This window comes from Sphingomonas sp. S-NIH.Pt15_0812 (assembly GCF_003951315.1).
GTDB lineage: Bacteria > Pseudomonadota > Alphaproteobacteria > Sphingomonadales > Sphingomonadaceae > Sphingomonas.
Genome location: NZ_QLJH01000009.1, coordinates 115,725 through 139,732 on the forward strand (window position 1 = coordinate 115,725; position 24,008 = coordinate 139,732).

Annotated in this window: 25 protein-coding genes and 1 pseudogene; 11 read left to right on the forward strand and 15 right to left on the reverse strand. The window is 64.5% G+C overall.

The genetic code is table 11. From position 1 onward, the window contains the following. Positions 1-97: 97 nt before the first annotated feature. Positions 98-1,033 carry a replication initiator protein A gene (locus tag BRX43_RS08280; RefSeq protein ID WP_241214852.1) on the forward strand — a complete coding sequence of 312 codons (936 nt, stop codon included), beginning with the start codon at positions 98-100 and terminating at the stop codon, positions 1,031-1,033. A 401-nt stretch (positions 1,034-1,434) separates the two neighbouring features. On the opposite strand, the pseudogene BRX43_RS08285 reads toward BRX43_RS08280, so the two are convergent. After that, positions 1,435-1,904 (reverse strand): annotated as a pseudogene (locus BRX43_RS08285) (IS5 family transposase); the annotation flags it as partial. 2,253 nt (positions 1,905-4,157) lie between these two features. Between BRX43_RS08285 and BRX43_RS08295 the strand changes: the two are divergent. From BRX43_RS08295 to BRX43_RS20265, 3 genes are all read left to right on the forward strand, one after another. Beyond that, complete coding sequence (locus BRX43_RS08295) at positions 4,158-4,838, forward strand: ParA family protein (protein WP_125994376.1); 681 nt, start codon at positions 4,158-4,160, stop codon at positions 4,836-4,838. Next, positions 4,835-5,176 (forward strand): hypothetical protein, encoded by a 342-nt coding sequence (locus BRX43_RS08300; protein ID WP_125994377.1) that lies wholly within the window; start codon positions 4,835-4,837, stop codon positions 5,174-5,176. Before BRX43_RS08295 ends, BRX43_RS08300 begins: the two co-directional genes overlap by 4 nt. Positions 5,177-5,516: 340 nt before the next feature. Further along, the gene (locus BRX43_RS20265; RefSeq protein ID WP_206433153.1) at positions 5,517-5,690 is read left to right on the forward strand and encodes a hypothetical protein; all 174 of its coding nucleotides are present in this window, start codon (positions 5,517-5,519) and stop codon (positions 5,688-5,690) included. A gap of 307 nt (positions 5,691-5,997) precedes the next feature. Here BRX43_RS20265 and BRX43_RS08310 read toward each other — a convergent pair whose 3' ends face one another. Continuing rightward, positions 5,998-6,273 carry a helix-turn-helix transcriptional regulator gene (locus tag BRX43_RS08310; protein WP_125994378.1) on the reverse strand — a complete coding sequence of 92 codons (276 nt, stop codon included), beginning with the start codon at positions 6,271-6,273 and terminating at the stop codon, positions 5,998-6,000. Positions 6,274-6,350: 77 nt separating this feature from the next. Here BRX43_RS08310 and BRX43_RS08315 point away from each other — a divergent pair, with 77 nt between their 5' ends. From BRX43_RS08315 to mobF, 7 genes are all read left to right on the forward strand, one after another. After that, a complete protein-coding gene (locus BRX43_RS08315) occupies positions 6,351-6,638 on the forward strand; it encodes a hypothetical protein (protein ID WP_125994379.1) in 288 nt (95 codons plus the stop codon). Continuing rightward, positions 6,619-7,086, forward strand: a complete 468-nt coding sequence (locus BRX43_RS08320) for a hypothetical protein (protein ID WP_125994380.1) — start codon at positions 6,619-6,621, stop codon at positions 7,084-7,086. The genes BRX43_RS08315 and BRX43_RS08320 overlap by 20 nt, the downstream gene beginning before the upstream one ends. 20 nt (positions 7,087-7,106) lie before the next feature. Continuing rightward, a complete protein-coding gene (locus tag BRX43_RS08325; protein WP_125994381.1) occupies positions 7,107-7,532 on the forward strand; it encodes a hypothetical protein in 426 nt (141 codons plus the stop codon). A gap of 397 nt (positions 7,533-7,929) precedes the next feature. Next, a complete protein-coding gene (locus tag BRX43_RS08330) occupies positions 7,930-8,136 on the forward strand; it encodes a hypothetical protein (protein ID WP_125994382.1) in 207 nt (68 codons plus the stop codon). A 387-nt stretch (positions 8,137-8,523) separates the two neighbouring features. Beyond that, positions 8,524-8,841, forward strand: coding sequence for a hypothetical protein (locus BRX43_RS08335; RefSeq protein WP_125994383.1), 318 nt, complete (start codon positions 8,524-8,526; stop codon positions 8,839-8,841). Next, positions 8,838-9,671 carry a hypothetical protein gene (locus BRX43_RS08340; protein WP_125994384.1) on the forward strand — a complete coding sequence of 278 codons (834 nt, stop codon included), beginning with the start codon at positions 8,838-8,840 and terminating at the stop codon, positions 9,669-9,671. Before BRX43_RS08335 ends, BRX43_RS08340 begins: the two co-directional genes overlap by 4 nt. Beyond that, entirely contained in the window at positions 9,668-12,709 is a 3,042-nt protein-coding gene (gene mobF, locus BRX43_RS08345) for a MobF family relaxase (protein WP_164523564.1), read from the forward strand. Before BRX43_RS08340 ends, mobF begins: the two co-directional genes overlap by 4 nt. A gap of 134 nt (positions 12,710-12,843) precedes the next feature. Here the strand turns inward: mobF and BRX43_RS08350 are convergent, their stop codons facing one another. From BRX43_RS08350 to BRX43_RS08405, 13 genes are all read right to left on the reverse strand, one after another. Then, the gene (locus tag BRX43_RS08350; protein ID WP_125994386.1) at positions 12,844-13,194 is read right to left on the reverse strand and encodes a protealysin inhibitor emfourin; all 351 of its coding nucleotides are present in this window, start codon (positions 13,192-13,194) and stop codon (positions 12,844-12,846) included. After that, the gene (locus tag BRX43_RS08355) at positions 13,194-14,273 is read right to left on the reverse strand and encodes a M4 family metallopeptidase (protein ID WP_125994387.1); all 1,080 of its coding nucleotides are present in this window, start codon (positions 14,271-14,273) and stop codon (positions 13,194-13,196) included. Before BRX43_RS08355 ends, BRX43_RS08350 begins: the two co-directional genes overlap by 1 nt. A 25-nt stretch (positions 14,274-14,298) precedes the next feature. Beyond that, positions 14,299-15,060: a hypothetical protein gene (locus tag BRX43_RS08360; protein ID WP_125994388.1), complete on the reverse strand. Its 762-nt coding sequence runs from the start codon at positions 15,058-15,060 to the stop codon at positions 14,299-14,301. Positions 15,061-15,070: 10 nt separating this feature from the next. Then, positions 15,071-16,057: a hypothetical protein gene (locus BRX43_RS08365; RefSeq protein WP_125994389.1), complete on the reverse strand. Its 987-nt coding sequence runs from the start codon at positions 16,055-16,057 to the stop codon at positions 15,071-15,073. A 58-nt stretch (positions 16,058-16,115) separates the two neighbouring features. After that, the gene (locus tag BRX43_RS20270; protein WP_164523565.1) at positions 16,116-16,286 is read right to left on the reverse strand and encodes a hypothetical protein; all 171 of its coding nucleotides are present in this window, start codon (positions 16,284-16,286) and stop codon (positions 16,116-16,118) included. 351 nt (positions 16,287-16,637) lie between these two features. Next, positions 16,638-18,062, reverse strand: a complete 1,425-nt coding sequence (locus BRX43_RS08370) for an efflux transporter outer membrane subunit (protein WP_125994390.1) — start codon at positions 18,060-18,062, stop codon at positions 16,638-16,640. Continuing rightward, complete coding sequence (locus BRX43_RS08375) at positions 18,059-18,949, reverse strand: HlyD family secretion protein (RefSeq protein ID WP_125994391.1); 891 nt, start codon at positions 18,947-18,949, stop codon at positions 18,059-18,061. The genes BRX43_RS08370 and BRX43_RS08375 overlap by 4 nt, the downstream gene beginning before the upstream one ends. 7 nt (positions 18,950-18,956) lie before the next feature. Next, positions 18,957-19,184: a DUF1656 domain-containing protein gene (locus BRX43_RS08380; RefSeq protein ID WP_125994392.1), complete on the reverse strand. Its 228-nt coding sequence runs from the start codon at positions 19,182-19,184 to the stop codon at positions 18,957-18,959. After that, a complete protein-coding gene (locus BRX43_RS08385) occupies positions 19,181-21,190 on the reverse strand; it encodes an FUSC family protein (protein WP_241214856.1) in 2,010 nt (669 codons plus the stop codon). Before BRX43_RS08385 ends, BRX43_RS08380 begins: the two co-directional genes overlap by 4 nt. A gap of 5 nt (positions 21,191-21,195) precedes the next feature. After that, positions 21,196-21,648, reverse strand: coding sequence for a MarR family transcriptional regulator (locus BRX43_RS08390; RefSeq protein WP_125994394.1), 453 nt, complete (start codon positions 21,646-21,648; stop codon positions 21,196-21,198). A gap of 94 nt (positions 21,649-21,742) precedes the next feature. Continuing rightward, positions 21,743-22,402: a glutathione S-transferase gene (locus tag BRX43_RS08395; protein ID WP_125994395.1), complete on the reverse strand. Its 660-nt coding sequence runs from the start codon at positions 22,400-22,402 to the stop codon at positions 21,743-21,745. Between the two features lie 198 nt (positions 22,403-22,600). After that, positions 22,601-22,906, reverse strand: a complete 306-nt coding sequence (locus tag BRX43_RS08400; protein ID WP_164523566.1) for a cupin domain-containing protein — start codon at positions 22,904-22,906, stop codon at positions 22,601-22,603. Positions 22,907-23,015: 109 nt separating this feature from the next. Beyond that, positions 23,016-23,774 (reverse strand): Crp/Fnr family transcriptional regulator, encoded by a 759-nt coding sequence (locus BRX43_RS08405; protein ID WP_125994397.1) that lies wholly within the window; start codon positions 23,772-23,774, stop codon positions 23,016-23,018. Between the last annotated feature and the right edge of the window lie 234 nt (positions 23,775-24,008).

Here is a 24,008-nt window from a genome sequence, read left to right on the forward strand (position 1 = left end):
GGTGAGCGCGTGATAGGGGCCCGCCCGTGCGGCGTCCGATCCTCGTGCTTTTAGGTACGCTAGTCGCTTCGGGGGTGATCCACAGCCAAAATGCGCTATGATCCTCTTCAACCCTTCGAAAATGGGACCGTCGATGGCCAACGCCCCCGCCCTGCCGCGACAAATATCACTGTTCGATATGGACAGTCCGCTACATGGTAAGGTGCGCGGTGAACGCAGCATCATGGACTTCCCCTTCTTTGTCTTGTCCAAGAAGGCCCATTTCGAACCGATTGAATACAGGCATGAAGGTGTTTCGATCGACATCCGCCCGAGCGCGACCGGCGTAGCGACAATGTGGGACAAGGAAATCATCCTCTACGTGGCGTCGCTGTTGGCGCAGGAACTCGCACATGGGGTCACTCACAGCGGCGATGTAACGTTTGCGGCACACGACTTTTTTCGGGTGACTGGCGTCGCTCGTCCCTCAAAGCGAGATTACCAGCGCTTCGCCGATGCCTTGGAGCGCCTCCAGGGGACGCAAATCAAAACGAACATCGAAACGGGTAACAAGATCGATCGAGGCTGGTTCTCTTGGCTTTCGGAAGCCCAGATCGAATATGAGAAGAAGGCCAATGGGGACGAGGTCTTGCGGTACGTTCGGGTCCGCCCCTGTGCATGGCTGTTCCGGGCCATCCAGCGGGATCAACGAATTTACCATTATCATCACGACTATTTCCGGCTGGGCGCCATTGAACGGCGGATTTACGAGATCGCCCATTGCTACTGCGGGCCCGGCGAGATCGAGATTGGCCTTGAGGATTTGCATCGAAAGATCGGGTCGACGACTGCCTCTATGCGTAAATTCAAGCAGCTAGTGAAAGAGGTCCAGGAAGAGAACCGCCTTCCAGATTACGAAATCGTTGTTGATGAGTCGGCTAAGACGGTTCGGACCGATGCAATGGGCCGCAATCGCCAACCGCCACGGACGGTCGTCCGGATGCGGGCGAAGCCGAAGACTATCAGTCGGACGATCGAGTCAGCCGCAGCGTGAGACCCCCCTACCCTGCATCTCGTTCAACACCCAATAGATCGGTGTGAGCTATCGAGTTGGACTAAGGTCAAGAATTGGGGTGTGCGTAGGCAAGCTAGCGCCATGTGTGGAATATTTATTCACGTAGCCGTAATGCTTCGGCCCAAATTTCATATTTATTTTGTCCATGCCGAAGTTTTATCGAGGACCTCTTTGATTCGAGCAATGGAAGATTTCATCACCGATTTTATGACTTATACTTGTAAATACGGCATGTTCGGGATCAATTTGACGACCGTGCTGTGAAATGAGCGTCAGCATCTTCCTTCTAGATAGTGAAGGGACCTGGGATCAGGACTCGTTGATCGCAGCCAGAAGATTACCATGGCAGCGAGGGGACGGCGGAGAAGAAAGCCGTAGGGCAGCGCTGCTGCTCCGGTATAGTCGCTGACTTGGCCAGCGGTCATGAAGAAACTCAAAGGCTGGCCGTTCGCGTCGGCGACGGCGTGGAGCTTGATGTTCATGCCGCCATAGGTAGCGCCCGGTCAGGCGGCCAAGATCCCTTTTTTATCCGCAGGCTCGAGGCCTTGCGGTGCGCCTTCAGGTAAGTCGCGTCGATCATGACCGTCTTCGGCTCGGCACCTTTCGCCGCCAGCCCATCCATCATGCGCGTGAACACGCCTGCCTCACCCCAGCGCTTCCACCGATTATAGAGCGTTTTGTGCGAACCGTATTCGGTGGGTGCTTCTCGCCCGCGCAGCCCGTTCTTGTTGACGAACACGATGCCACTCAGCACCCGCCGGTCATCCACGCGCGGCTTGCCGTGGCACCTGGGGAAGAACGGCCGCAGCCGCTCTATTTGCTCATCAGTCAGCCAAAACAGGTCGCTCATTCCGGTCTCCTCGCGGAGCCTGAGCATCTCCGAGGATAGCCCCTGCTTCGCTGCACTCGCTGAAGCCAGCGTTGCAATCGCTAGCCTGATCTCGATGGCGACGGCCTCAGATATCCTCCAAAAAGGAGCAGGCTCGGCTCGACCCTATGAGTGTTAGGCTAAGCCGTGGAGACCTGATCGTTACCATACATGCGGTACGAGTATTTCCGCCGCGTATACCCGTGCACCAAGTCATTCAGTCGCGATCAAATCAGCGAATTTGAAAATAAGTTGTTCTACGTCAATCTCTCTGATGGCTATGGTCTGTCAAAGCTCGGTTCACGCTATCGGGCAATTCGCTTTCTAACCTTCTGGTGTACCGAGCGCTAGCCTCAGCGGACGTCTAACGAAGGGCACGGATCGTCTCGCTAGCGATCTCAGCGCTGGCTACCAAATTGCGCTCCGCTGTACCTGCCGGAACCATTAAGACGCTTGTAACCGTTGTGATTGCTATAACCGCCCTGACCGCTGTAACGTCCGTTACCGCTGTAACGTCTGTGACCGCTGTAACGTCTGCGACCGCTGTAACGTCTGTGACCGCTGTAACGTCTGCGACCGCTGTAACGTCTGTGACCGCTGTCACCGCTGTCGTTATAAAGCCGGCACGATCCATCGAATCAGAATTTCCTATCGACTGTGGGTGATAGCGACCGGCTCAAAGTTCACCTCGCAGATTGGTAGGCAACTCGTCGGGCCAGGCTAGCTTGTGAGAATCCGAGACGACGCTCCCAACGAGAAATCTGTTTTTAAGCCTCAGAGATCACGGGTCTCGAGATCGCGGCGGAGCACATAGTTAATGGGGATGCAACGGTCGCAACGGTTACAATCCTAGACGATTAGTTTTCGAGACCCGACGGTGTGAGCTGGTTTGGCTAGGTTTTTGACCTCTATGTGGCTCGCGGCCGCTGACATGGCGGGAATTATATAGGTTAGGATCTCCCCTGCCTTTGTGTTCCCCGCCGTCGCCTGCTGGTACGCGGCTTGGTTCACCTCGATCTCACCTATCGGCGGGGATCACCAAGGCAATCGCTGCTGCTGTTGCCACGTTCCAGCCGCAGCTACGGATGTACCCGCGTTAGCCGTCCGAGCACTAATAACCTCAGTAACCGTTGCACCCGTGCTAACCGTCGCATTCATGCTAGCCATCGTTACCGTTCATTCCAGGCCAATTCACGAATTGGGTTATCGGTCCGCTTCGTAGATCTCACGCCTGATCGCCTCGTCCGCGAGTGCTTCGCAGTGGTCAGGCAACCGCATGTGCAGCGATCCCGCTTTTGCCTAGTTCTACGCTCCGCTGTAACCGTGCAAACACAAGCGCCGCAACGAACGCACCAGCCACCCTGCTGCATTAGGTCCTGGGTGGATGTCGCTGTTGACTAAGGGGACGTTCGATGAGTTCAGACTCGGCCAATCGGAAACGATCGGATCACCTCCGTCCGAACCGCTGACAACGGCTATCGCTGCTATAATGGAGGACGCACACCGATTCACTAAGGTGAGTTCAACGGTCACAGCGGACATATTGAACTTCCGTAACCCGCGTGGTGCAGCGGTTAGAACGAACACAACGGTTACCAATGTGGAAGCATTGTAGCAGGCGCATTTAGCGCCCGCCGCTGTGAGGTGTAACTTCGGCCGGTCAGTGCTCAAGCGATGCTCATGAGTGACGATGCATCTGTGCGCTTTCTCTATACCTCAGAACGGCAATGGACCGCGGTTACAGCGAACATACGTGTTAAGGGGGAGACAGCGGTTGTGACGAGAGCTGCCCGGACTCTCTCAAGCGTCTCATCGATTGATGCCGAAAATGTACTCATTCAGATTTCGATGCACAGCGTCTCCAAGATCGGCCGTAGTCCGCCTCTCAATTGTCATCAAGAACATCGGGACAGGCTGCCGAGCCGCGGCGATGAGGCAGCGTAGCGCTGCGGTGCAGCTAGCCTGGTGGAGGGGGCGGCTGGACCGGAGTCACCTACGATTGTTCGAGTAAGTCCGGCCTTTAACTCACATCCATCGTAGCTGCCCCTTCTTGAAGGAAGTGGGGGCACTTGGTGCCGGTTTCGCGCTGAGCCTTGCGGAGCAACGATGCGTATACAAAGGAGCGCTGAAACCGCGCGCTCAATAGCAACCGTAAGAACCGCTGCGACTTGCGGACCCGCGCGAACCGTTCTAACCGGTATTTTGGCACATGAGCGTGCAAAACTGGAGAAGAGCATGCCCGTTATCACGCTGTTGTCGCCGAAGGGCGGGGTGGGTAAAACCACAACAGCGCTCATTCTCGCGACTGAGCTCGCGGCGCAGGACGCCGACGTCATCCTCATCGATGCCGACCCGAACTTCCCGCTTGCGAAATGGGCGGCGTTGGACGGCAAACCGAAGAACATTGAGGTCGTCGAAGAGATCGACGAAGAGACGATCATCGACACGATCACCGAGGCCCGAAAGCGCGCTAAATTCGTGATCGTGGATCTGGAGGGGAGGGCCTCCGGTCGTGTCACCAACGCGCTTCTCGTCTCCAATCTCGCATTGATCCCCATGCAGGGTTCGGCATTGGATTCCAACGAAGGTGCACGAGCCTTCAAGAATGTCAAACAGGTCTCAAAGCATCGCGATAAGCCACTAAAATTTGCGGCCGTCTTGGCAAAAACGCAGGCATCCGACAGGCTGTGGCCACGCGACCTCAAGCAGATCATTGCCGGCCTCCAAGAGGCCGGCATCCCAGTGATCGGGACAGCCCTTGCCGATCGCGGCGCATTTCGGGCGCTGTTCAGCTTCGGCGGCACCCTGGCCACGTTGAAGGCGACCGACGTGGGATCGCTCGACACAGCCCGCGCTAACGCCGCGGCGTTCACTCTCGATGTTCTGAACCTACTCAATGAAAAGGCACCGGCATGACCAAAGACACCGCTCGTCCCGGGCTCGCAAATTTCGCGCTCGACGACGATGATGACGTCCCTGTGCCGACACCGGAACAGCGTGCTGCCGCCAAGCAGGGGGGGGAGCGGCTCGGCTTCAAATCTGAGCCGACGGAACTCCTTACCAAGTCTGCTCCGCCGCCTGCGCCCGCTAGGATGGCCGTCTACACCGCCAATTTCCACATCCGGACGACCCCTGCAGACCGCGATCGGTATGACGACTTCGCGTATCGCCATCGCATGAAGAAGGGGGCGGCGATGACGCTTCTCCTCGATCTCGCTGAAGAGGCTGAGGCCGCTCGCGCCAAGAAGCAATAAGGTAAGCGGGGCGATGCCGCTTTCACAGTCGGTGAACCGAGGAATACGGAGCGGTCTTTCGGCGGCTGCGGATTGCTCGTAGAATGGTTAGGGCGGACCGCGCGGTTACAGCGAACATTATTAATCGCGAGTTGGCGGCAAGCGCCATCGGAACCCTGGCAAAGCAGAATCCGCTTTCATCATGTTCTTGCCCATAGGTAGAGCTGAGCCGTCCGATGTCAGCTGCTGACTCGCTCAATGATAAGGGGGCGTGAGGGCTGCGGAATGAGAGGGCAATGCCCCTAATTGCCCTCAGACTCACCCAGCATATGGTCGATATCGTCGGCCCCCTAGGTGGCACTTGGCGCGGCTATATCGCGACGTGTCGTTGATCCGCGTACGTCCGGCCGACAAGACGCTTCTCGAGGACCTGGGTTGGCGTCTGCGCACGCCGATGGGTGAGATCATCACACGGGCTCTCGAGCTTTTCGTCGCGGAGCAGGAGGCCAAGGAGAAGGGCAGGGGAGGGGAGTAGGTCATATCGGCCTCTCCGATACCTGGGGCGACTTCGGCGAAGGACTTCTGATGGGACGCTGAGTGGGCCTCGCGGTGCCATGTGACCCACAGAAGAAAATGCATCCGGGAGTAGATGATGGGGAAGCTGGTCAGGCACGACGCCTTGCTTTGGAGGAATGGCCAATCCCCGTGCATCCCTTGACAATGACGAACCTGCCGGGGGGTAGGAGGATCTCCTCTCTCCCGTGTTTCGTCCTGACCGCCGTAAACGCTTTCACCTGCCTTCTTTCATCGAGGTGCCCAGTGCTAGAGCATGCCTTTGCCGGTCACCACGTAGTCTGGCTTCGGTCTGTGCTACCGTTCTCGCCACCCAGCACCTGAGCCAGCAGCGCGACCGGATCGATGCCGATCGCGCGTGCGACTGCAACAAATTCGTCCACTGCCAGCATCCGCTCGCCGGTCTCGTAGCGCGACACATAGGCTTGCTGCCAACCGAGCCGCTTTGCCAGATCGAGTTGACGCAGTTTGGCGTCTCGGCGCGCCTCGGTCAGCGCGGCGACAATGCGGGAGTGCAGCTTGGGGAGGGCGGGGGAGACCGGCATAACGAGGCATTAGCGCGGCTTGCCGAAAATGCGGAAAGCGTATATCGTCTGACCTTGTCACAAGGAGGCCGAACCTCATGGGACTGCTGAACCGGATCGCATCGTTCTGCGATGACTGGCACTGGCTCACCGCCGGGTCGCCGGTGGCTGAAACCCCGACGATCAACCCCGCCAACGGGCTACCGATCACCGGCGGAATCGACATCGCTGGCAACCCGTTCGGCACCGATCTATCGCGCGACCATCATGACCACTGGCAGCACCATTCGCATGGCTTGGGCTTGGCGTGCGATGATTATCCCACGACGTGGCATGAACCGTTCCCGACCGGCATCGGAGGTGGACATGATTCGTGGCGTGACTGATCCAGTACCGTGGTCCGACCAGATGCTTGCACGCTGGGAAGTCAGCCGCTTTGCGGTGGTGCCGCTCAGTATCTCGCTCCTCGTCGCTCCGATCAGCTGGGTGATCCTTTTGCTGGCGCTCTCTGGTGGCAAACGCTCGGCGATCATGGCCGTGCTTCTCCTGATCATCTGGGCCGTGCCGGTCGGTCTCGACCAGGTACGTGGCTGGTGGCTGACCCGCCATCCTCACGCCTCGCCACGCTGGCTGTGTGCTGTCCGCGCCGCAGTTGGCGATGCGGTGTTCGACGACGCGCTGGAACACCTCAAAATCCTGCACGCTGATGACCCCGGCTACCGCATCGAACGCGCCCATCTGGCTAACGCGGTACAGGTGGCGTGGAACGCGAGGCGCAAGGGTCGGCAGCAGGCCGAAGGGGTCCGGCTCGATGATGCGGTAAGGCAGGCATGACGGCGTCTCGATCATACCGCATGGGCGATCTCATCGGTGTCCGAGTATCCAGCGGTAGCGGCGACTTTCCCGACCTTGTGAGCGAGCAGATCGTGGCGCTTGGTGCACTTGATCCGCACCACGTTTCGACGCTGCTCTCCGCAGCGGATGCTGCAGCTTTCTTCACCCGCGAAGAGGCTTGCAGCAGGCACATAGGGTCCGATGTCCGGACTTGGCATATACGGTTGAGCCGTGGTGCCAAAGCGCGCCTGCTTGCCTTCCCGGAGCCGGTCGCGGACCTTGCGACCAAGGTGCTGATCCAGTTGGCTTGCAGCTATCTTTCCGCTCGTCGAGCAGTGGGCATCGAAGAGGTTTCCGAGGCGCTTCGTGACGCGGTCGCCGCTTCTTGGGCACCATCGGAAAGCGCCGCGTTCAACCACGAGATTGAACCGGACGCCGGCCGGTAAAACGAGCCTGCTGCGTACGGAATTGTCTAAAGCGTTTCGGGATGATCCAGGCCTCATGCTGTGCACCCTGAGGGAGTGTTCAGCTGAGGGCACAGATTGCGTCAGCGGCCTGGCCCGCGTTGCTCGACCATGCCAATGCGATCGACGTTTTCGAATGCCAGAACTGGTAGCGGCGAGACCAGCTGATTGCATCTTCCATCTCGCTGTCACAGTCGGGAACGGCAGCCGCAAACTCGCAATCGTCGATCCTCTTGGACACCTGAACTCGCCCATCTGATCGCGCTGATCCAGCGCGTCATGTGTGACCGTCAGCTGCTGTCGCTGGACACGTTGAACGACGTAGAGGCAACCGCATTGGCAGCGGCATGGCTGGACCTGTAAGCAGTCGATCGAGGCAATGATCCAGACCGCTGATGCACAGGCCAAATGCATGACTGACGACCGAGACAATCAGATGGCTGAGACGCCGCTACCGAAGGATGCAGAGCCGCATCGCTGGCCTTCGATCAACATCCTCGACGCCCTCGACATGGTAGAGGTCGGTGAGATCGAAATTGCCTTCCAGCGACCGCTCAGCCATCCGCGTCCCGCCACGTTCGACTGATTTACATGCAGACCGGATAGCACGGCAGCAGGGCTGCCCTCTCAGTTGGGGCACATACGATCTGCTGGCCGGCTGTCACGCCGGCCTGGAGTCCCGCGGAAAGCCAGGAACGATGCAGATCATTAAATCAACGAGCAACGCCGTCAGAATAGGGTAGGGCAGGGGTCCACACCTGATGCACCCTGCGGGGTGCGAAGAAACGGCAGAAGACCAGGGCTACAGGCGAGTGGTCCATCCGCCGCTCTGTGCGTGGACCATTTGGACCAGCTGCTGAACAGAGCAGATACTGGCTGATTACCGACATATAATTGGGCATTGCTCTGCCCACATGCTTGCGGACCAGGATGATGGAATGCACAATCGGTAGACGGCGAAACGGGGGTATCGATGGCGCGCGTACCGATCACGGTCTATCTCCTGCCCGAGCAGCTGGCAGGCATCGAACGCCGCGCGGCGCAGGTCGGCAAGCAGCGCAGCGCCTGGGTAGCGGATACGCTGGTGCGGGCGCTCGACGACGAGCTCCTCCCGCTCGACGAGATCCTGCTGGACCAGCTGACCAAGCTGCGCGCCGGGCTGGAGACGATGGTCGAGGCACAGGCCGGACGTGGCCCCGACGCCAAGGCAAGGCTCACCGACCTGCGTCAGCGCAGCCGGGACCTGGCGGCGCGCATGCAGGCCGAAGCGCGCGAGAGGCTGCGGCGATGAATGAGCCGGTGCGCCGGCGCATCGACGTGTCGGCCGAGACCCATGCCTGGCTCGACGCCGAGGCGCGCCGACGTGGCCTGATGGTCCGGGATCTGGTCGAGCGGATCGTTCAGGAACAGGCCGGGCGCGAAGGGGGCGGGCAGGGTGCGAACGGGCACATGAACAAGGTCATGCCAGGTGCCGCAACAGGGTCGCTGATGACGCGGCTGAATGAGCTGTTCGAGCGGTTCGATACGCTGGTCGTACGGCTCGCCGAGGAGCTGCCGAGGTCGATTGCAAATGGCTTCGACGCGATCAAGGATACGATCGTGAAGACCGGCGGGACCGGCCATCTCCGGACCATGCTGACCGACCACGATAATGCGCATACGGCGCGGCTCGGTGCCATGGAAACGGCACGGGAAATCGCGGGCGTGGAGCAAGCCGCGGCGCTCAAGAATCTTCAGGACGTTCTCGTTGCAAAGATCGATACCTTGAAGTCGGAAGTGCAGGCGCTTCGCGCCTGGCACAAGGAGCGTCGATGGGCGGCCGCGGGGGGTGCCATTGGCATGCTGTTGCTGCTTGTCGCGCTGGGTCTACTCCTGGCCGATACCCCGCCTACGCGCTGGGTTTCAATTCGCCTGACAGGGAACACACGGGCGATCGATGCGGCGTTCACGCTTGCCGGTGATGACCGTGCAACGGGTGCATTGATGGCCGAGACAAAAGGGCTGCTCGGCGATCGAGATTTCCGCGAGGATTATACCCGCTGCGTGATCCATGCCCGCGAGGTCGCCAAGGGCTTTCCCTGCCGGATTTGGGTGCCCCCGATCAGGACAGTCACGTCGTGACGGCTCGCCCGACAAAACTCGCAGGTGGGGGCGATCCGGCGTCCTATTATGCGGCTGATAACTACTATACCGGCGGGCAGGAGGGACCGTCTGCATGGGGCGGGGAGGGCGCTGCGGCGCTTGGCCTATCGGGTCATGTCGACGCAGGCGTCTTCACCGCTGTGCTGGAGGGCCGATTGCCAGGCGGCGTGACAATCGCGGCGGGCGGAAATGGCACGCGCCTCAAGGGTTTCGAGCTCACGTTCAACGCGCCCAAATCGGTGTCGCTCGTCGCGTTGATCGGGGGTGATGCCAGGGTAGTTGCCGCACATGCCAAAGCAGTATCAGCGGCCATGGCGTGGGCGGAAGCCCGTTTCGGTGAGGCGCGTTTTGGCAAGGCTGGCGCGGTCACCGAGCCTGGGCGACTGGTCTATGCCGGCTTCCAGCACGATCTCAGTCGCAAGCTCGACCCACATCTGCATACCCATGCCGTCATCGTGAATGCCGCGCAGCGCCGTGACGGCAGCTGGGTAGCGCTGCATAACCCGGCGTTGTGGAAGCGGTCATCGCTGATCGGTGCCGCCTATCACGCCGAGTTGCGTGCCGAGCTGGGCAGGCTCGGCTACAACACCGAGATCAACGGTAAACACGGCCAGTTCGACATCGTCGGAGTGCCGCGCGGTGTGATCGAGGCATTCAGCGCCCGTCGCGAGGAGATCCTGCGCAAAGCTGAAGAACTGGGATTGTCTTCGCCGCGCGCGATGGAGGCGATCGCGGTACGCTCGCGCGACGCCAAGCAAGCTGGTGACGCCGAGGCGGCACGTGCGCTGTGGGCCGAGAAAGCGCTGGTGCACGGTGATGGGATCCGCGCGGTTGTCGATGCCGCCAAGGGGAGGGGGCCGCCGCGTTCGGTGATGGGCACGGTGCGCGAATGGGGCACGGCACTCATCGAGCGGGTGACCCAGGCATTTGGACCGCGGCCCGAACCTTTGCTGCGCGGTCTGGACGATGTCCGCCGGGGCGGCGACCTCGCCAGCGCCTATGCGGTGGCAGCGGGGGTTCGCCACCTCGGCGAACGCGCGGCGAGCTTTCGACACGTGGACCTGATAACCGCCAGCCTCGACATGGCGGAGAAGGGGGCAACCGTTCGCGGGATCGAGGCACGGATCGATGTGCTCCAGGCAGCCGGCATCCTGATCGCGGGACCACGTGGTGGCGTGCACGCTGATCGGCTGACGACGCGCGACATGCTGGCGACTGAGAAGGCGATCCTGAAGGCCGTACGGGACGGGGTCGGGACCGCCAGGCCGATCCTGGGTGGCATGGCCGCGGACGCTGCGCTGACGAGGGCAGCCGAGGCGCGTGGCGTGACGCTGGCCGACGAGCAGCGCCAGGCAGGTCTCGCTATGCTGGCTGGCGAGAACCGCATTCAACTCGTGCAGGGCGATGCCGGAAGCGGCAAGTCGTTCCTCTTCGAGATTGTGGCAAGCGTCTGCGCGGAGGCGGGCGTGGGGATGCTGGTGCTGGTGCCGCAGAACAAGCTGATGGAGGAAATGGGCGGGCGTGGGTTCGAGATGCGCTCGCTGGCCTCGGTGCTGCAGGCGCACGGTGCCCGAGGTGATCGGGTACGTGGCAGCGAGACGCTCTCGGCTTTGGTGCAGGACAAGCTTGTGGTGCTGGAAGAAGCCTCGATGGTGTCATCACGGCAGTTCGCCGCGCTGACCGGGATCATGGCGGCGGGAGGCGCTGCCAGGCTGGTGCCGGTCGGCGACATGAAGCAGATTTCGGCACCGGGCGCCGGGCGACCGTTCGCGCTGCTGCAAGACGCCGGTTTGCCCACCGTGCGTTTGTCGGAAAACCGTCGTCAGCAGACCGATGTGCTGCGCGAGGCAGCAATGCTGTCGCGCGAGGGCCGGGTCGGAGATGCCTTCGCGCTGCTTGCGGACCGGGTATGCGAGAACACCGATCCCGTGGTGGCCGCCGTGACCCATTATCTTGAGCTTTCGCCCGAGGATCGCGAGCGCACCGCACTGCTCACCTCGGGGCATACGCTACGCGAGGCGGTGCTGGACGCGGTGCGCGGTGAACTGCTCGAGGAAGGGGCACTTGGACAGGAGGCGGTGACGCTGAAGGTCTGGGACAATCTCAATCTGACGCGTGAGGAATTGCGGCAGACGCGGCATTGGGAGCCGGGTATGCAACTTGACGTCTACCGCCATCAGGCAGGGCTTGTGCCCGGCTCCTATGCGGTTGCAGGCGTCGACACTGTGCGGGGCACGGTCGAGCTGGCGCGCGATGGCGCGATATGCCGGTTTGCGCCAAGCCGGTTCCATCATGCAGGGCAGGGGGCAGCGCTGTCGGTGCCGGACTCGATTGAGGTCCGCGAGGGTGATCGGCTGCTGTTTACGGCGGGGGACACGTCGCGCGGGATCGTCAACGGCACTGCCGCGACGCTCGAACGGATCGAGGACGGAAGCCTCCATCTGTCAGGTCGCACGCGCGATTACGTGATCGACCCTGGTGATCCGATGCGCGAGCGGCTGGGGCACGGCGCGGTGCTCAACATGCACCGGGCACAAGGCATCACCGTCGACCGCGCGATTACGATGATGGACAGCCATGACCGACTGCTCAATAGCCAGAGCCTCTACTATGTCCTGCAAACCCGTGCGCGGGAGGATATGGTGCTGTACACCGATGATCGGGCAGCACTCGTCCAGGCAATCGAGACGCATCGTGGCGATGTGCCGCACGCACTCGATCTGGCGCCGGAACATACTCTGCCTGGCGGTGAACGGCCCGGTGCCGTGACGGGTGAACACCTGCAGCCCGAGCAGGCCGTGGAACGGGATGCGATGTTGCTCGACGCCATGAGCGCTGCGCTGACCGCAATCGAAGATGAATTACGGCAGCCCGAACCGGAACAGCCGGATGCGCTTGCCGGAGCGATCGACGACCGACAGAGCGCTTCAGCGCGGCCCACGCATCATGAACGGCTCGAGTTGGCACGCAAGGATATGGAGATCGAGATCGACTATGATCACGACATGGATATGTAGGCATAGCTACGCCATCATCATGGTATGTATTTAACATAACATTTCTTATCGAGCGATATCTGCCGACATGCTCCACGCGCCGGATGGCCCGTCAATTTGCTACTTTATCTCAGCGTTACCGGCCCTCGATACGGTCAGCATTGGCGTGCATGATGTTTGCTCAGGCGACGTACCAGCGAGACCAGCTTAGCCAGCGCCGGATCGCCGATCGGTTCGACAATCCGGAGTTCGCGACTGCGGCCGGCGATGGTCAGCCGGACCGTATAGGTACGTGCATCGGGCCGCGCACCGTCATGTGCCGGTGTGCAGCTAAAAAAATCCGCCTGATCAGCAAGGCTGGCGATTTCCTGACGCTCCGGGATGGCGAGATCGTCGAAGGAGACCGTCTGCTCCTTCGCCAGTCCGGGAAAATGGGCAAGGCCGCCCTCGATCCGAACGCGGGCCTCGCCCGTCACCGTCTCGTCGCATGCCTTGCCCGTCTGCATCAGATCACTCCAACCGCGCTCCAGGCCTTGGTGACCGCCTTCGCCTCGGCGCTGCCCGAACCGTATAAACGCGCTGCGACCTCAATGGTGACGCGGGCGAAGCCGGCAAAGTCCGTATTGGCCCTGGTATTGGGGTCCAGCAGCGCATTGTACCAGATTTGCCCGGCCCGGTCCCATGCGTTCCCGCCGATCGCGGTCGCGACCAGATAGAAGGCGCGGTTGGGGATGCCGGAATTGATGTGGACGCCGCCATTGTCCTGATTGGTGCGGACGAAGTCATCCATATGCGCCGGCTGCGGATCCTTGCCGAGCACGGGATCGTCATAGGCGGTGCCCGGCGCCTTCATTGAGCGCAGGGCGACGCCCCTGACCTTGGCGGTCAGCAGTTCGGCACCGATCAGCCAGTCGGCTTGGTCCGCGGCCTGCCCCAGCAGATGCTGCTTCACGAGGCTGCCGAACACGTCGGAAATGCTCTCGTTGAGCGCGCCGGACTGGTTGAAATAGGCGAGGCCCGCCTCCTTCTCGGTGACGCCATGGGTCAGCTCGTGGCCGATCACGTCGAGCGAGATGGTGAAGCGGTTGAACAGCTCGCCATCGCCGTCCCCGAACACCATCTGGCTGCCGTCCCAAAAGGCATTGTCATAATCCTGGTCGTAATGGACCGTGGCGTCGAGCGGCATCCCGGCATCGTCGATCGAGTTGCGCCGATAGGCGTCCCAGAACAACGCGAAGGTCGCGCCGAGTCCGTCATAGGCCTCGTCGACGGCCGGATCGCCGGTGGGCGCGTCCCCCTCACGTCGGACGACCTTGGCCCCCGGTGCCTCGGCTTCGCCGCCTGCGTCGCGGATGGTCCGGAGCGGGCCCGGTGTCAGGATGGTGGCTGCCGCGGCGCGACGCCGCGCAATCGCGCCGGTGACGGGTCCGGCGGTGCTGGCGCGGACGAGGCGCATGGTCGGATCGATCAGCAGGCTGCGGACCGCCATGGCCCGCAGCTCGGGCGAGCCGTTCTTCGCGATCTGCGACAGGATGTAAGGCGGCAGGATGCAGTGAAGCGAGTGACGATGGGTGGAGCGGCACATGATCGTATCTCCTCAAAGGGTCGGGTCAGTGGCGGGCGCGACGAAGGACGAAGGGGACGAGCGCGACCCACATGATGGTGATGAAGGCGAGGACCTGACTGGTCTGTTCGGGCCCCCCCGGCAGGTCGCCAAAGCCACCCAAGGCGGCCGCATAAAGCTCGAACGAGATCGCCGAGACCGCGATCGCCACCCCATCAGCTTCTCCCCCGCCCTCCTCCTGCGTTGCGAACCAGCGCAGCGCGACGATGAAGAGCGTGATGATGCCGATCAGGATCAGGCGGATGACGATATCACCGGCCGCGATACCGACCGCCAGCGGGTAGAGAGTCACCGCCTCGACGGGGAACAGCTTCACGAGGCTGGCATAATAGGGCTCCGGCATCGCGCGTCGCCCTCCCCCGTCCCTCAGCGTCGGGGCGGAGCCGCTCCGCAGCCGCAGCGTGCCGCGCAGTAAGGGTCGCGCGTCTGCCCCGCCCTGCCCGTCCAGCGCCGTGATCGCGCGCTGCACCGCTCCGGCATAGCGGGATAGCGCCGCGTCGTCGGGGGCAAGCGCGCTGCCGATCGCCTGTGCCTGCTCGCAGCGATCGAGCGTCGTGGCGAAGACGGGACGATCGCCCTCCGCCCCGTCATGCGCTGCGGCAAAGCGATCCCGCGCAGTGCCCAATGCGGTGCGCAACCCGAACAATGTATCAAAGAAGCGCGGCACATAGCGCGGGTCGGTGGTCAGGTCCTGAAGCTGGTCGATGAGCGCGTCCGCCGCGTCCACGGCCTGGGTGAAGCTGGTCATCCGATCCTCCTCAGGCGGGACTGGCGAGCGCGGCGATCAAGCCAAGCGCGCGGGTGATGCGGTCGATGTTGAGCCGGGCTGCCGCGCGACGCTGCGCCGGTGTCAGTCGGCCGGCGAGCGCATCGCGCAACCCGGCCTGCGCCTTGGCGGCCAGGTCGATCGCGTCGGCGACCTGCGCGGCGCGGGCCGGTCCATCCTTGGCGGCCTCGCGGGCGGCGAACACCCGTCCGGCAAGCTGCTCGCGCTGGTCGGCTGACAGGCTCGCGCGGTTGCGGACATAGGTCCGGAACAGGGCATTGCCATAAAGGTCGTCGGCGTTGCGCGCCGCCCCCCTGCCCCAGATCGTGACCTGCGCCGACAGCGATGCGAGCGCGCGATCGACGACAGCCCCGCGCTCGACGACAAGGGCACGCACGTCGCGCGTCCGCCGCGCCTCGCGCGCGAGGTCGTCCGCAAAGGCGATCAGCGCGACGAGGCTCTGGCCCTGCTCGCTGGCGACGGCCGCGTTGACGTTGGGCAGGTCGGCGCCGGCGACGAAGCTGCCGAAGCGGGCGAGCCGGTCGGCCTGGTCGGCAAAGGTGGTGATCTCTGCCGACACGTCGGTCTTGGGTGCGTCGAGGATCGTGGCCAATGCATCGGCATAGTCGCTGATCGCGGCGATGAGGGAGATGCGCGGTTCCAGCACCACGCGCGGACTGCTGCCGATATCGATCTCGAACATGGCGTAGCCCGGCGTCGGCGCTTCGCCGGAAAGGCACAGCGGGGCTGCCGGGGCGGACGGTGCGATGGGCACCTGGATCCGCAGCGGCGTCACCGGCAGGCAGCTGGGATCGCTCGCGACCAGCGCCGCGGCAGCGTCGCGGCGACGTTGCTCGATCGCATCGAAATAGCCGGCGGCCGCCGTCACCGCCTCACGGCTTCGGGCCTGCACCGCCCCTGCCGCCTCCAACCTGATTGCATGGGTGGCGCATCCGGCCAGCAGGCCCGGAGCGAACATCAACGGTAGAACGGCACGGACGCAGCGGCGCATGGCGATCTCCTTCAGCTTCCGGGCATCATGCCCTCAAACCACGAATTTGCCTCCCCTTTCTGCGCTCAAGCGGGCCGGGCGGCCCCGGTCGCTCCCGCAGGCGATCGCGGGGCCGTAAATCCGTGACGTTATGAGCGACACCGCTGATGCGGGCGGTGACGCCCATGCGCATCGGGTCGTCGATCATGGCGGTCATGTCTCCCGACTCCCTATTGATCCATCGACCAATGTTTCACGTTTGTTCTCGATGGGATAGCTTTAATTTTCGCCCCGGCAAACGATGCCCCCCGCGCCGACGCTGACAGCCGCATCTTCCCGGTCCAGTCGAAGCGCATGTACGCCGCGCTGAAGGGCGATGGCCCGACCGTCCGCTCTGTCGTCCTCCCCAACGAGCCGAACGGTACCTCGCACCGGAAGCGACCGGGGAGATGCTGTGGCGGATGGCCGACCGGCTCGGTCGGTAGATGTATCGAAGGTCTACCCCCCGGCGATCGACCTTCGCTGCATCGCTGATGGCACGGGCAAGGCCGGCGCGTTGCGACCGGCCTCAGACCTGCCAGCCCCCACCCAGCGCGAGGAATAGCTGCACCTGATCGGCCGATAGCCGGCTCTCCGCGGCGGCAAGCGCCTGTTCGGCGGTGATCGCCGTGCGTTGCGCGTCGAGGACCGGGAGGAAACCGGTCCGCCCGGCGCGGAACAAGGTCTCCGCGTCGCGCGCCGCCTTGGCGGCCTGTGCATCCGCGTCGCGCAGCGCGGCCGTGCGGTCGAGGTCGCGGGCATAGACGGTCAGCGCGCTCTCCGTCTCGCGCAGAGCGTTCAACACCGTCCCATCGAACCGCGCGAACGCGGCATCGCTTTCCGCATTCGCGGCCGCGATCCGCGCGCGAACCCGCCCACGATTGGGGAATTGCCAACGGATCAGCGGCCCCAGCGAGAATTTATACGTATCGCCCGACAGCGCCCGCTCGGCGAGGCCCACCGATCCGAGCGATGCGCCCAGCGAGACATGGGGATAGAGATCGCCGGTGGCGACCCCGATCCGCGCCGTCGCGGCGCGCAGCTCCAGTTCGACGCGGCGCACATCGGGACGACGGCGGAGGAGCGACGCGCCATCGCCGATCGGGATCGGTCGCGTAAGCCGCGGCTCGGCGGCACAGGCGGCGACGTCGCGGTCGAACTCGGCCGGCGGTCGCCCGGTGAGCGTCGCCAGCCGGTAGAGCGCGAGCTGCCGCGCCGCCCGCAGGCCCGGCATCGTCGCCCGCACCTGCGCCTCCTGCGTCGCCGATCGCGTGGCGTCGAGCGAGATGCCGCGACCGCCACGGACGAGCCGCCGGGTCAACGCGGTCGTCCGCGATTGCAGCGTCAGCGCGCGCTGCGCCACACCGATCTCCCGCCCTGCCGAACAGGCATCCAGATAGGCGCGGGTCGTATCGGCCGCGACGGCGACGCGGACGCCGTCATAGGCGGCGCGGGTGGCGGCGAGGTCGGCATCCGCCGCCTCGATCGCGCGGCGGACCTGGCCGACGAGATCGACCTGATACGCAATGCCGGCGCTTGCCGAATAGACGAAGTTGCGCGGCAGCGGGGCGCCGGGAAGCAGTTCCTCCTCCGCCGACCGCTGACCATAGCCGGGGGCGGCCTGCAAGGTCGCCTGCGGACGGCGCCCGTCCTCCGCAACATCCACCGATGCCTGCGCCCGCGCGATATTGGCGGCAGCCACGCGCAGATCGGTGTTGGCCGCGAGCGCCTGCGTCACCAGACGGTCGAGCGTCGGGTCCTGATACAGCCGCCACCATCGGTCCGGGACGGGCTGGAGCGCGGCGAAGGCGGCCTCGTTGCCACCGGCGAAGGGCGCGGTGGCGCTCGGCCGGTCGATCACCGCCGTTGCGGGGCGATGATAGTCCGGACCCACCGTCGAACAGGCCGCGAGCAGGCCGGTGCCGATCAGAGCGGCGGAACGACGCAGGGTCACGCGTGCGCTCCCATGGCGCGCGGAAGCACCTCGACCGTCGCGGTGCGACCGACGACCAGCGTCTCGCCGGCGGGCATGTGGTCGATCGCGATGCGCACCGGGATGCGTTGCGCGAGGCGGACCCAGCTGAATGTCGGATTGACGTTGGCGAGCAGGTTCGCGCCGGCACTGCGATCGCGATCCTCGATCCCCCCGGCGATGCTCTGGACGTGACCGGCGATGACGCGGTCTTCCCCCATCAACCGCACCTGGACGGGATCGCCGACATGGATCCGGGGCAGCTTCGTTTCCTCGAAATAGCCGATGATGTGCAGCGATCCGCGGTCGATGATCGCGAAATCGGGATGACCTGCGGTGGCATAGTCGCCGGGGCGCAGCTCGAAGTTGCTGACCGTACCCGCCACGCTCGCCCGCACCTCGGTCCGCGCGAGATTGAGCCGGGCCGTCGCGAGCGCGACGCGCGCCTGATCCAGCAGGGCGACGAGTTGCGCGACCTTGGCATCCCCCTGTTCGCGCACCTCCCCCGCGACGAGGTCGCCCAATGCGCGGTTGCGCTGCGCCTCGCGCCGGGCCTGCGCCAGCTGGGCCATCTGCGACGCGACCGTCGCGGCCGCCTGCGACACCGCCAGCCGGTAGCGCGGCGTGTCGACACGGAACAGCGGCGTGCCGACGACGACCGGCTGGTTGTCATGGACGAACACCTGCGTGACCAGGCCCGAGACGTCGGGCGCGACCTGGACGATATCGGCGCGCACGCGGCCGTCGCGTGTCCAGGGATCCGTCTCGTAATGCGCCCACAGGTGGCGGGCGGCGAACAGCGCCAGGGCCACGACGATCAGCGTCACGACGATGCGCGTCGCCAGGCGAAGGGAGGGTTGCAGTGTCATAAGCCTTTTAGCCGAAGAATGCCGCGGCGGGATCGCCGCCGGTGATCAGGCCGGCGATCCCGGCCCACAGGACGATGGTGAGCGCCACGTCGAACAGGCCGCGATGCCAGACGAAGCGATAGAGCCGCGCCTTGGCCAGCGCCCAGCCGATCAGCTCCGCGGCGACGAAGGCGAGGAAGGCGGCGATGAGCAATGGATGGACGAACACGCCGCCCAGATCGATATCGCCGGTCATGCGGCCATCCCCCGGTCGATCCAGGCCGGCGCGGCAGGAAAGACATTGCGGCGCAACCCGACCAGGGCCGCCAGCCGTTGCGGGTCCGCATCCCGGGTCAGATCGCTCGTGATCGCGCGGTCGATATCGTCGAGCAGGGCGGGCGGCGGGGCCGGTTCGCGACCGTTCGCCAATTGCCCGAACCAGGCGCCGAGCGCGCTCCGCAGCGCCGCATGCTGCGGACCGGGCGCGATCTGCGCGAGGCTGAGGCCCATGCGCAACTCGCGCAGCGCCGTTGCGACGGCATCGCGCTCCTCGTCCTCCACTTCGCCGATCCGGCCGGCGAGCAAGCCGACACGATCGAGCATCCGGCTGCGCCAGGTCGGCAATCGCGATGGCCGCTCGGCCAGCAGGGCGAGATCCCGCCAGCCGGCCCGGCGCAGGCGGCGGATCGCGGTGCTCGCGCCGATACTGCGCACCAGCCGCGTCATCGTCATCGCCGCGGCGACGCCGATCACCTGCGCGACGCTGCTGTTGAAGAAGCTGGCCGCATCGACGGTATAGACGTTGGTCAGCGCCAGTCCGCCGGCAAAGCCGATCAGCATCGGTATCATCCGCCCGTACCAGCTCGGGATCGCCATCACCGCGCCGAGGGCGAGCAGCGCCGGGGCCAGCGCCAGGCACAGCATCGCGAAGCCGTCGATCATCGGCAGGATCCCGAACAGATACACGGCAGCGAGCGGCAGCGACGCGACCGTCCAGATCAGGAATCCGCGCTGCGCGGGCACCGGATCGTCGAGCGTCGCAAAGAAGCAGCAGACCACCGCCGCGATCATCGCCGCGACCGCGCCTTCGGGCCAGCCGGTGACGACCCAGAACAGGCAGCAGCCCAGCACCGTCAGCAGCGTCGCCGTCGCCGACAACAGGGCAAGGCCGTAATCGCGGTGGAGTGGCCGGGCGGTCACCCCGGCGACGATCGCACGCGGCGCTTCGGGATCGGCCACGGCAGCGACCAGCGCGCGCGTCTCGGCCAGCGTGTCGACCAGCTCGTCCAACCGCGCGATCAGGTTGAGCGCCAACAGCCCGGGCCAGTCCCGCGCCTGTGTCGGCGGGGCGATATCCGGCTTGCCCGCATCCGGCCGGTGAGCGCCCTCGGAGACACGCCCCTCCCGAGCGAGGCCATCCGCACCCGGCGACGATGTCGGATCGACTACCCAACCGCGTACTTGCGCCACCGCTTGCGAAACCTCCGGCGGCAGCGGACCGATCGCGGCCAGGCCGCGCAAGCGATCCTCGACCGCGGAGACCAAGGGGATCAACTGGACGAGCCGGTCCTGCAAGCCGGTCAGCAACGCCCGGGTCGGGCGGATACGGGCCGTGTCGAACGGGATGTGCGTGGCGGTCACATGCAGATCGGTGACGTCCGCCGCCAGCCGGCGCCGCTCCGGCGCGGTGCGGGTGGCAGGCTCCTCGGCAAGGATATCGGCGATCCAGTGTTCCGCAGTCGCCAGTACGGCCTTGGCGCGCGTGCCGTACACACCGACGACGCTGCGCGGGAAGATCACCGAATGGATCACCGCCGCGCACAGCACGCCGATGCCGATCTCCTGCACCCGCAGCACCGCGGTGTCGAAGATGGCCTCCGGATGGGTCACCGAGGGGAAGCCGATCAGCGCGGCCGTATAGCCGGCCAGCATGAACAGATAGGAGCGCGGCGTCCGGTCGAGCAGCGACACGAACTGGCACCCCGCCACCCATGAAGCGAGGGCGAGGCTCAGCAGCACCGGCGCGTTGACCAGGGTCGGCACCAGCAGCACCGTGACCAGCCCGCCGATCGCGGTGCCGGCCAGCCGGAACACCGCCTTCGACCGCACCGCGCCGCTCATCGGCTGGCTGGTGATATAGACGGTCGCCATCGCCCAGAAGGGCCGCTCCAGCCCCAACGAGAAGGAGACGAACAAGGCAAGCATCGCCGCTGCGAAGCAATTGACGGAGAAGATCGTCTCGCGCAGGCCGATCCGGGGCATGGCGGTCACTCGGCCTCGCCGGCCGCGTCGAACGCGGCGTGCAGCCGGTCGAGCACCCGGGTCGCGGCGATCAGGTCGTCCGCGTCGATGCCGGCGAACAGTACCGCACGGATCGCGGCGGTCCGTTCCTCGACCTGCGCCGCGACGGCCCGGCCGTCATCGGTCAGATGGAGCAGGCGCACGCGCTTGTCGGTGACGTCGACGCGGCGTTCGAGCAGCCCGCTCCGTTCGAGCTGGTCGAGCAGCGGCACCACCGATGGCGCCTCCACCCCGAGCCGGTCCGCCAACCCACCCTGGCGCATCCCCTGCCCCGCCCGTCCGACCAGCATCACCGCCAGCGCGGCGGTATGCGACAGCGACAGGCCAGCAAGCCCACGATCGAGATGCCGCCGATATCCCCGCGCCATCGGCACGAGGCAGGCGGAGAACTGACGCTGGAGAGCCGGAAGATCGTTCACGCCATTTTAGATAGATGGCTATCTATTGGATAGCAAGACGTGACGGCGTGCGAGGGGCTTCGCTCCGTTGCTTCCAGCCGCAAGTTCGCATGGATCAGCGAGTATCGCTCCACCGGTCCGTGTGCGTCAGCCCGGCGACGACGATCGTCGTCCCTCCCGGAGACCAGAGCGAAACCTCGTGCATGATCCGCGCGAAGCGATCCGAAGCGAGATGGCCCGCCAGCCATGATCGCAGCCGTGGCAAGGGCAAGGCGTCGAACCACCCCCGATCGACCTGGGCGAACTGCCGGACGAACGGCATGAGCGCGGCATCCGTCAGTCCCGCCTTCGCGCCGCAGAGCTGACCGCCCCCCTCGATCCGCGTCTCCAGACCTTTGAGAAACGCGAAGCCGCAATCGCGATGCCGGACGGGGTCGGAACCATGGCGATCGGGATATTTATAGCGGTCGAGATGGTGCTTGAACACGTCGTCATTGGCCGCGATCAGCGCGGGATCGTCGCGCGCGAGCCAGTTTTCCGGGTCTCGGATGCACAGCGCCCACCGCATGATCGCGAGGCTTTCCTCGATCACCCCACCCTGCGCCGTGACGAGCACCGGCACCGTGCCCTTGGGCGACGCGGCGAGCAGGGCGGCAGGCTTGTCGGACAGCCTGACCTCCCGAATCTCGTGGCGCACCCCGCTGACGTCCGGTGCCAACCGCGCCCGCATCGCGAAGGGACAACGACGAAAGCTGTAGAGGATCGGGTCGATCATCGCGCCGCCATACGGCCCATTCCTTGCCGCAAAAATCGCCCCGATCGCCAGGAAAGCCGAAGGATGCGAGCCGGATAAGCGGATTGCCCTATCCTGGCGGCAATGGAATGATGCGCCGATGCGGATACGAACATCAGCGGCCCTCGCCCTCCTCCTGTCGGTGCCCGCGAACGCCCAGATCGTCGCCCAGCCTGGGGCTTATGGATGAACGTGCGTGATCAAAACGACGTTCGCCCCACCCCGCGATGTGCCCCGATGCTCGGCACCGACCGGCACGACGCAGCATTGGCCCGATGTCAGCGCGACACTATGGTCCCGGAAGTCGACCAGGAAATCGCCGCTCCAGACGATGACGGTCTCGGCCGTATGGCTGTGGCTATCCCATTTCCCCGGTCCTCCGCCAGGCACCCGCACCATTCGGATGGTCATTCCGCCGAGTGTCACGGTCTCTTCGTCCCCGCCCGTGCCGGCCAGTCGTGCAAACGTCTCGGAAAAGTCCGTCATAGGCGGCATCGATCACCTCGTCCTGACATCATCTCATAGGGTGTCCCGCTTCGGCCGATGCGCATGGACGGCACGGCTGCGGAACACGGGCATGACCCTGACGCGGCGGTCAAGCCGCACCGGGCGAAGACAGGATGCGCCGATATTCCTGTTCGGCATGACCATAGGTGTCGCCGGCCAGCGCCAGCAGCGCGTCGCGATCGCGGACGATCAGACGCCCCCTGGTCGAGCGTATCGCCTGGCTTTCCTCCAGCCTGTGCAGCGCATCGGTGACGCTGCTGCGGCGGACGCCGAGCATCAACCGGAACTCCTCATGCGTCATGCAGATCTCGTCCGCCCGGACGCGGTCGTGGTAGAGGAGGATCCAGCGCGCCATCCGCCGTTCGATCGAATGGGCGAGCGACGACACGATCGTTCGCGCCATCTGGCCCATCAATATCCCGGTGAAGCGCAGCAGGAGCGTTCGGATGTTCGGCTGGGCATCGATCGCCGCCTGGAGATGCTCGGTCCGCAACCGCATCGCGACGCCGTTCTCGGCGCGCATGACGACATCATGCGGCCAGCGGTCGTTGCCGAGCAGCACCGGCCAGCCGATAAAGCCCTCGCTCCCCACCAGGGCGACCGCATAGCGTCGATCGTCCTCCAGCGAGTCGAGCACGGCCGCGATGCCGGTCAGGGGAAAGCAGATGGTCTCCGCAGGGTCACCGGCGCGGGCGATGATGTCGCCGTTGCGGAAGGAAACGCGTTCGAGATGCGGCTCCAGCACCGCCCGTTCCCGGCCGGACAGCAGGCGCAGCAGCCCATTCTCTTCCCGCTGTTCGGAGAGCGACGCGTTCTGGTCCGATAGGTGGAAGAGCTGGGCGTCCATTTGGTCAACCTATGATCAGGACGGGACATCTGTCACCCCCGTCCGCTCCGTCTAGTTCCGTACCGAAACAGTCGTTGCCGCTGGTGGGTTGCCTCCATGACTCAACAGGAGAGTAACTTGCGCAGCATCTATCGCTTCGGCCCGCTCGCGGCCGCCCTCATCGTCGCCGCCTCCCCCGCCGTCGCGCAGTCGCCGCGTTCCGTCAGCGCCCCGCCCCCGCCTCCGCCGCCCGCC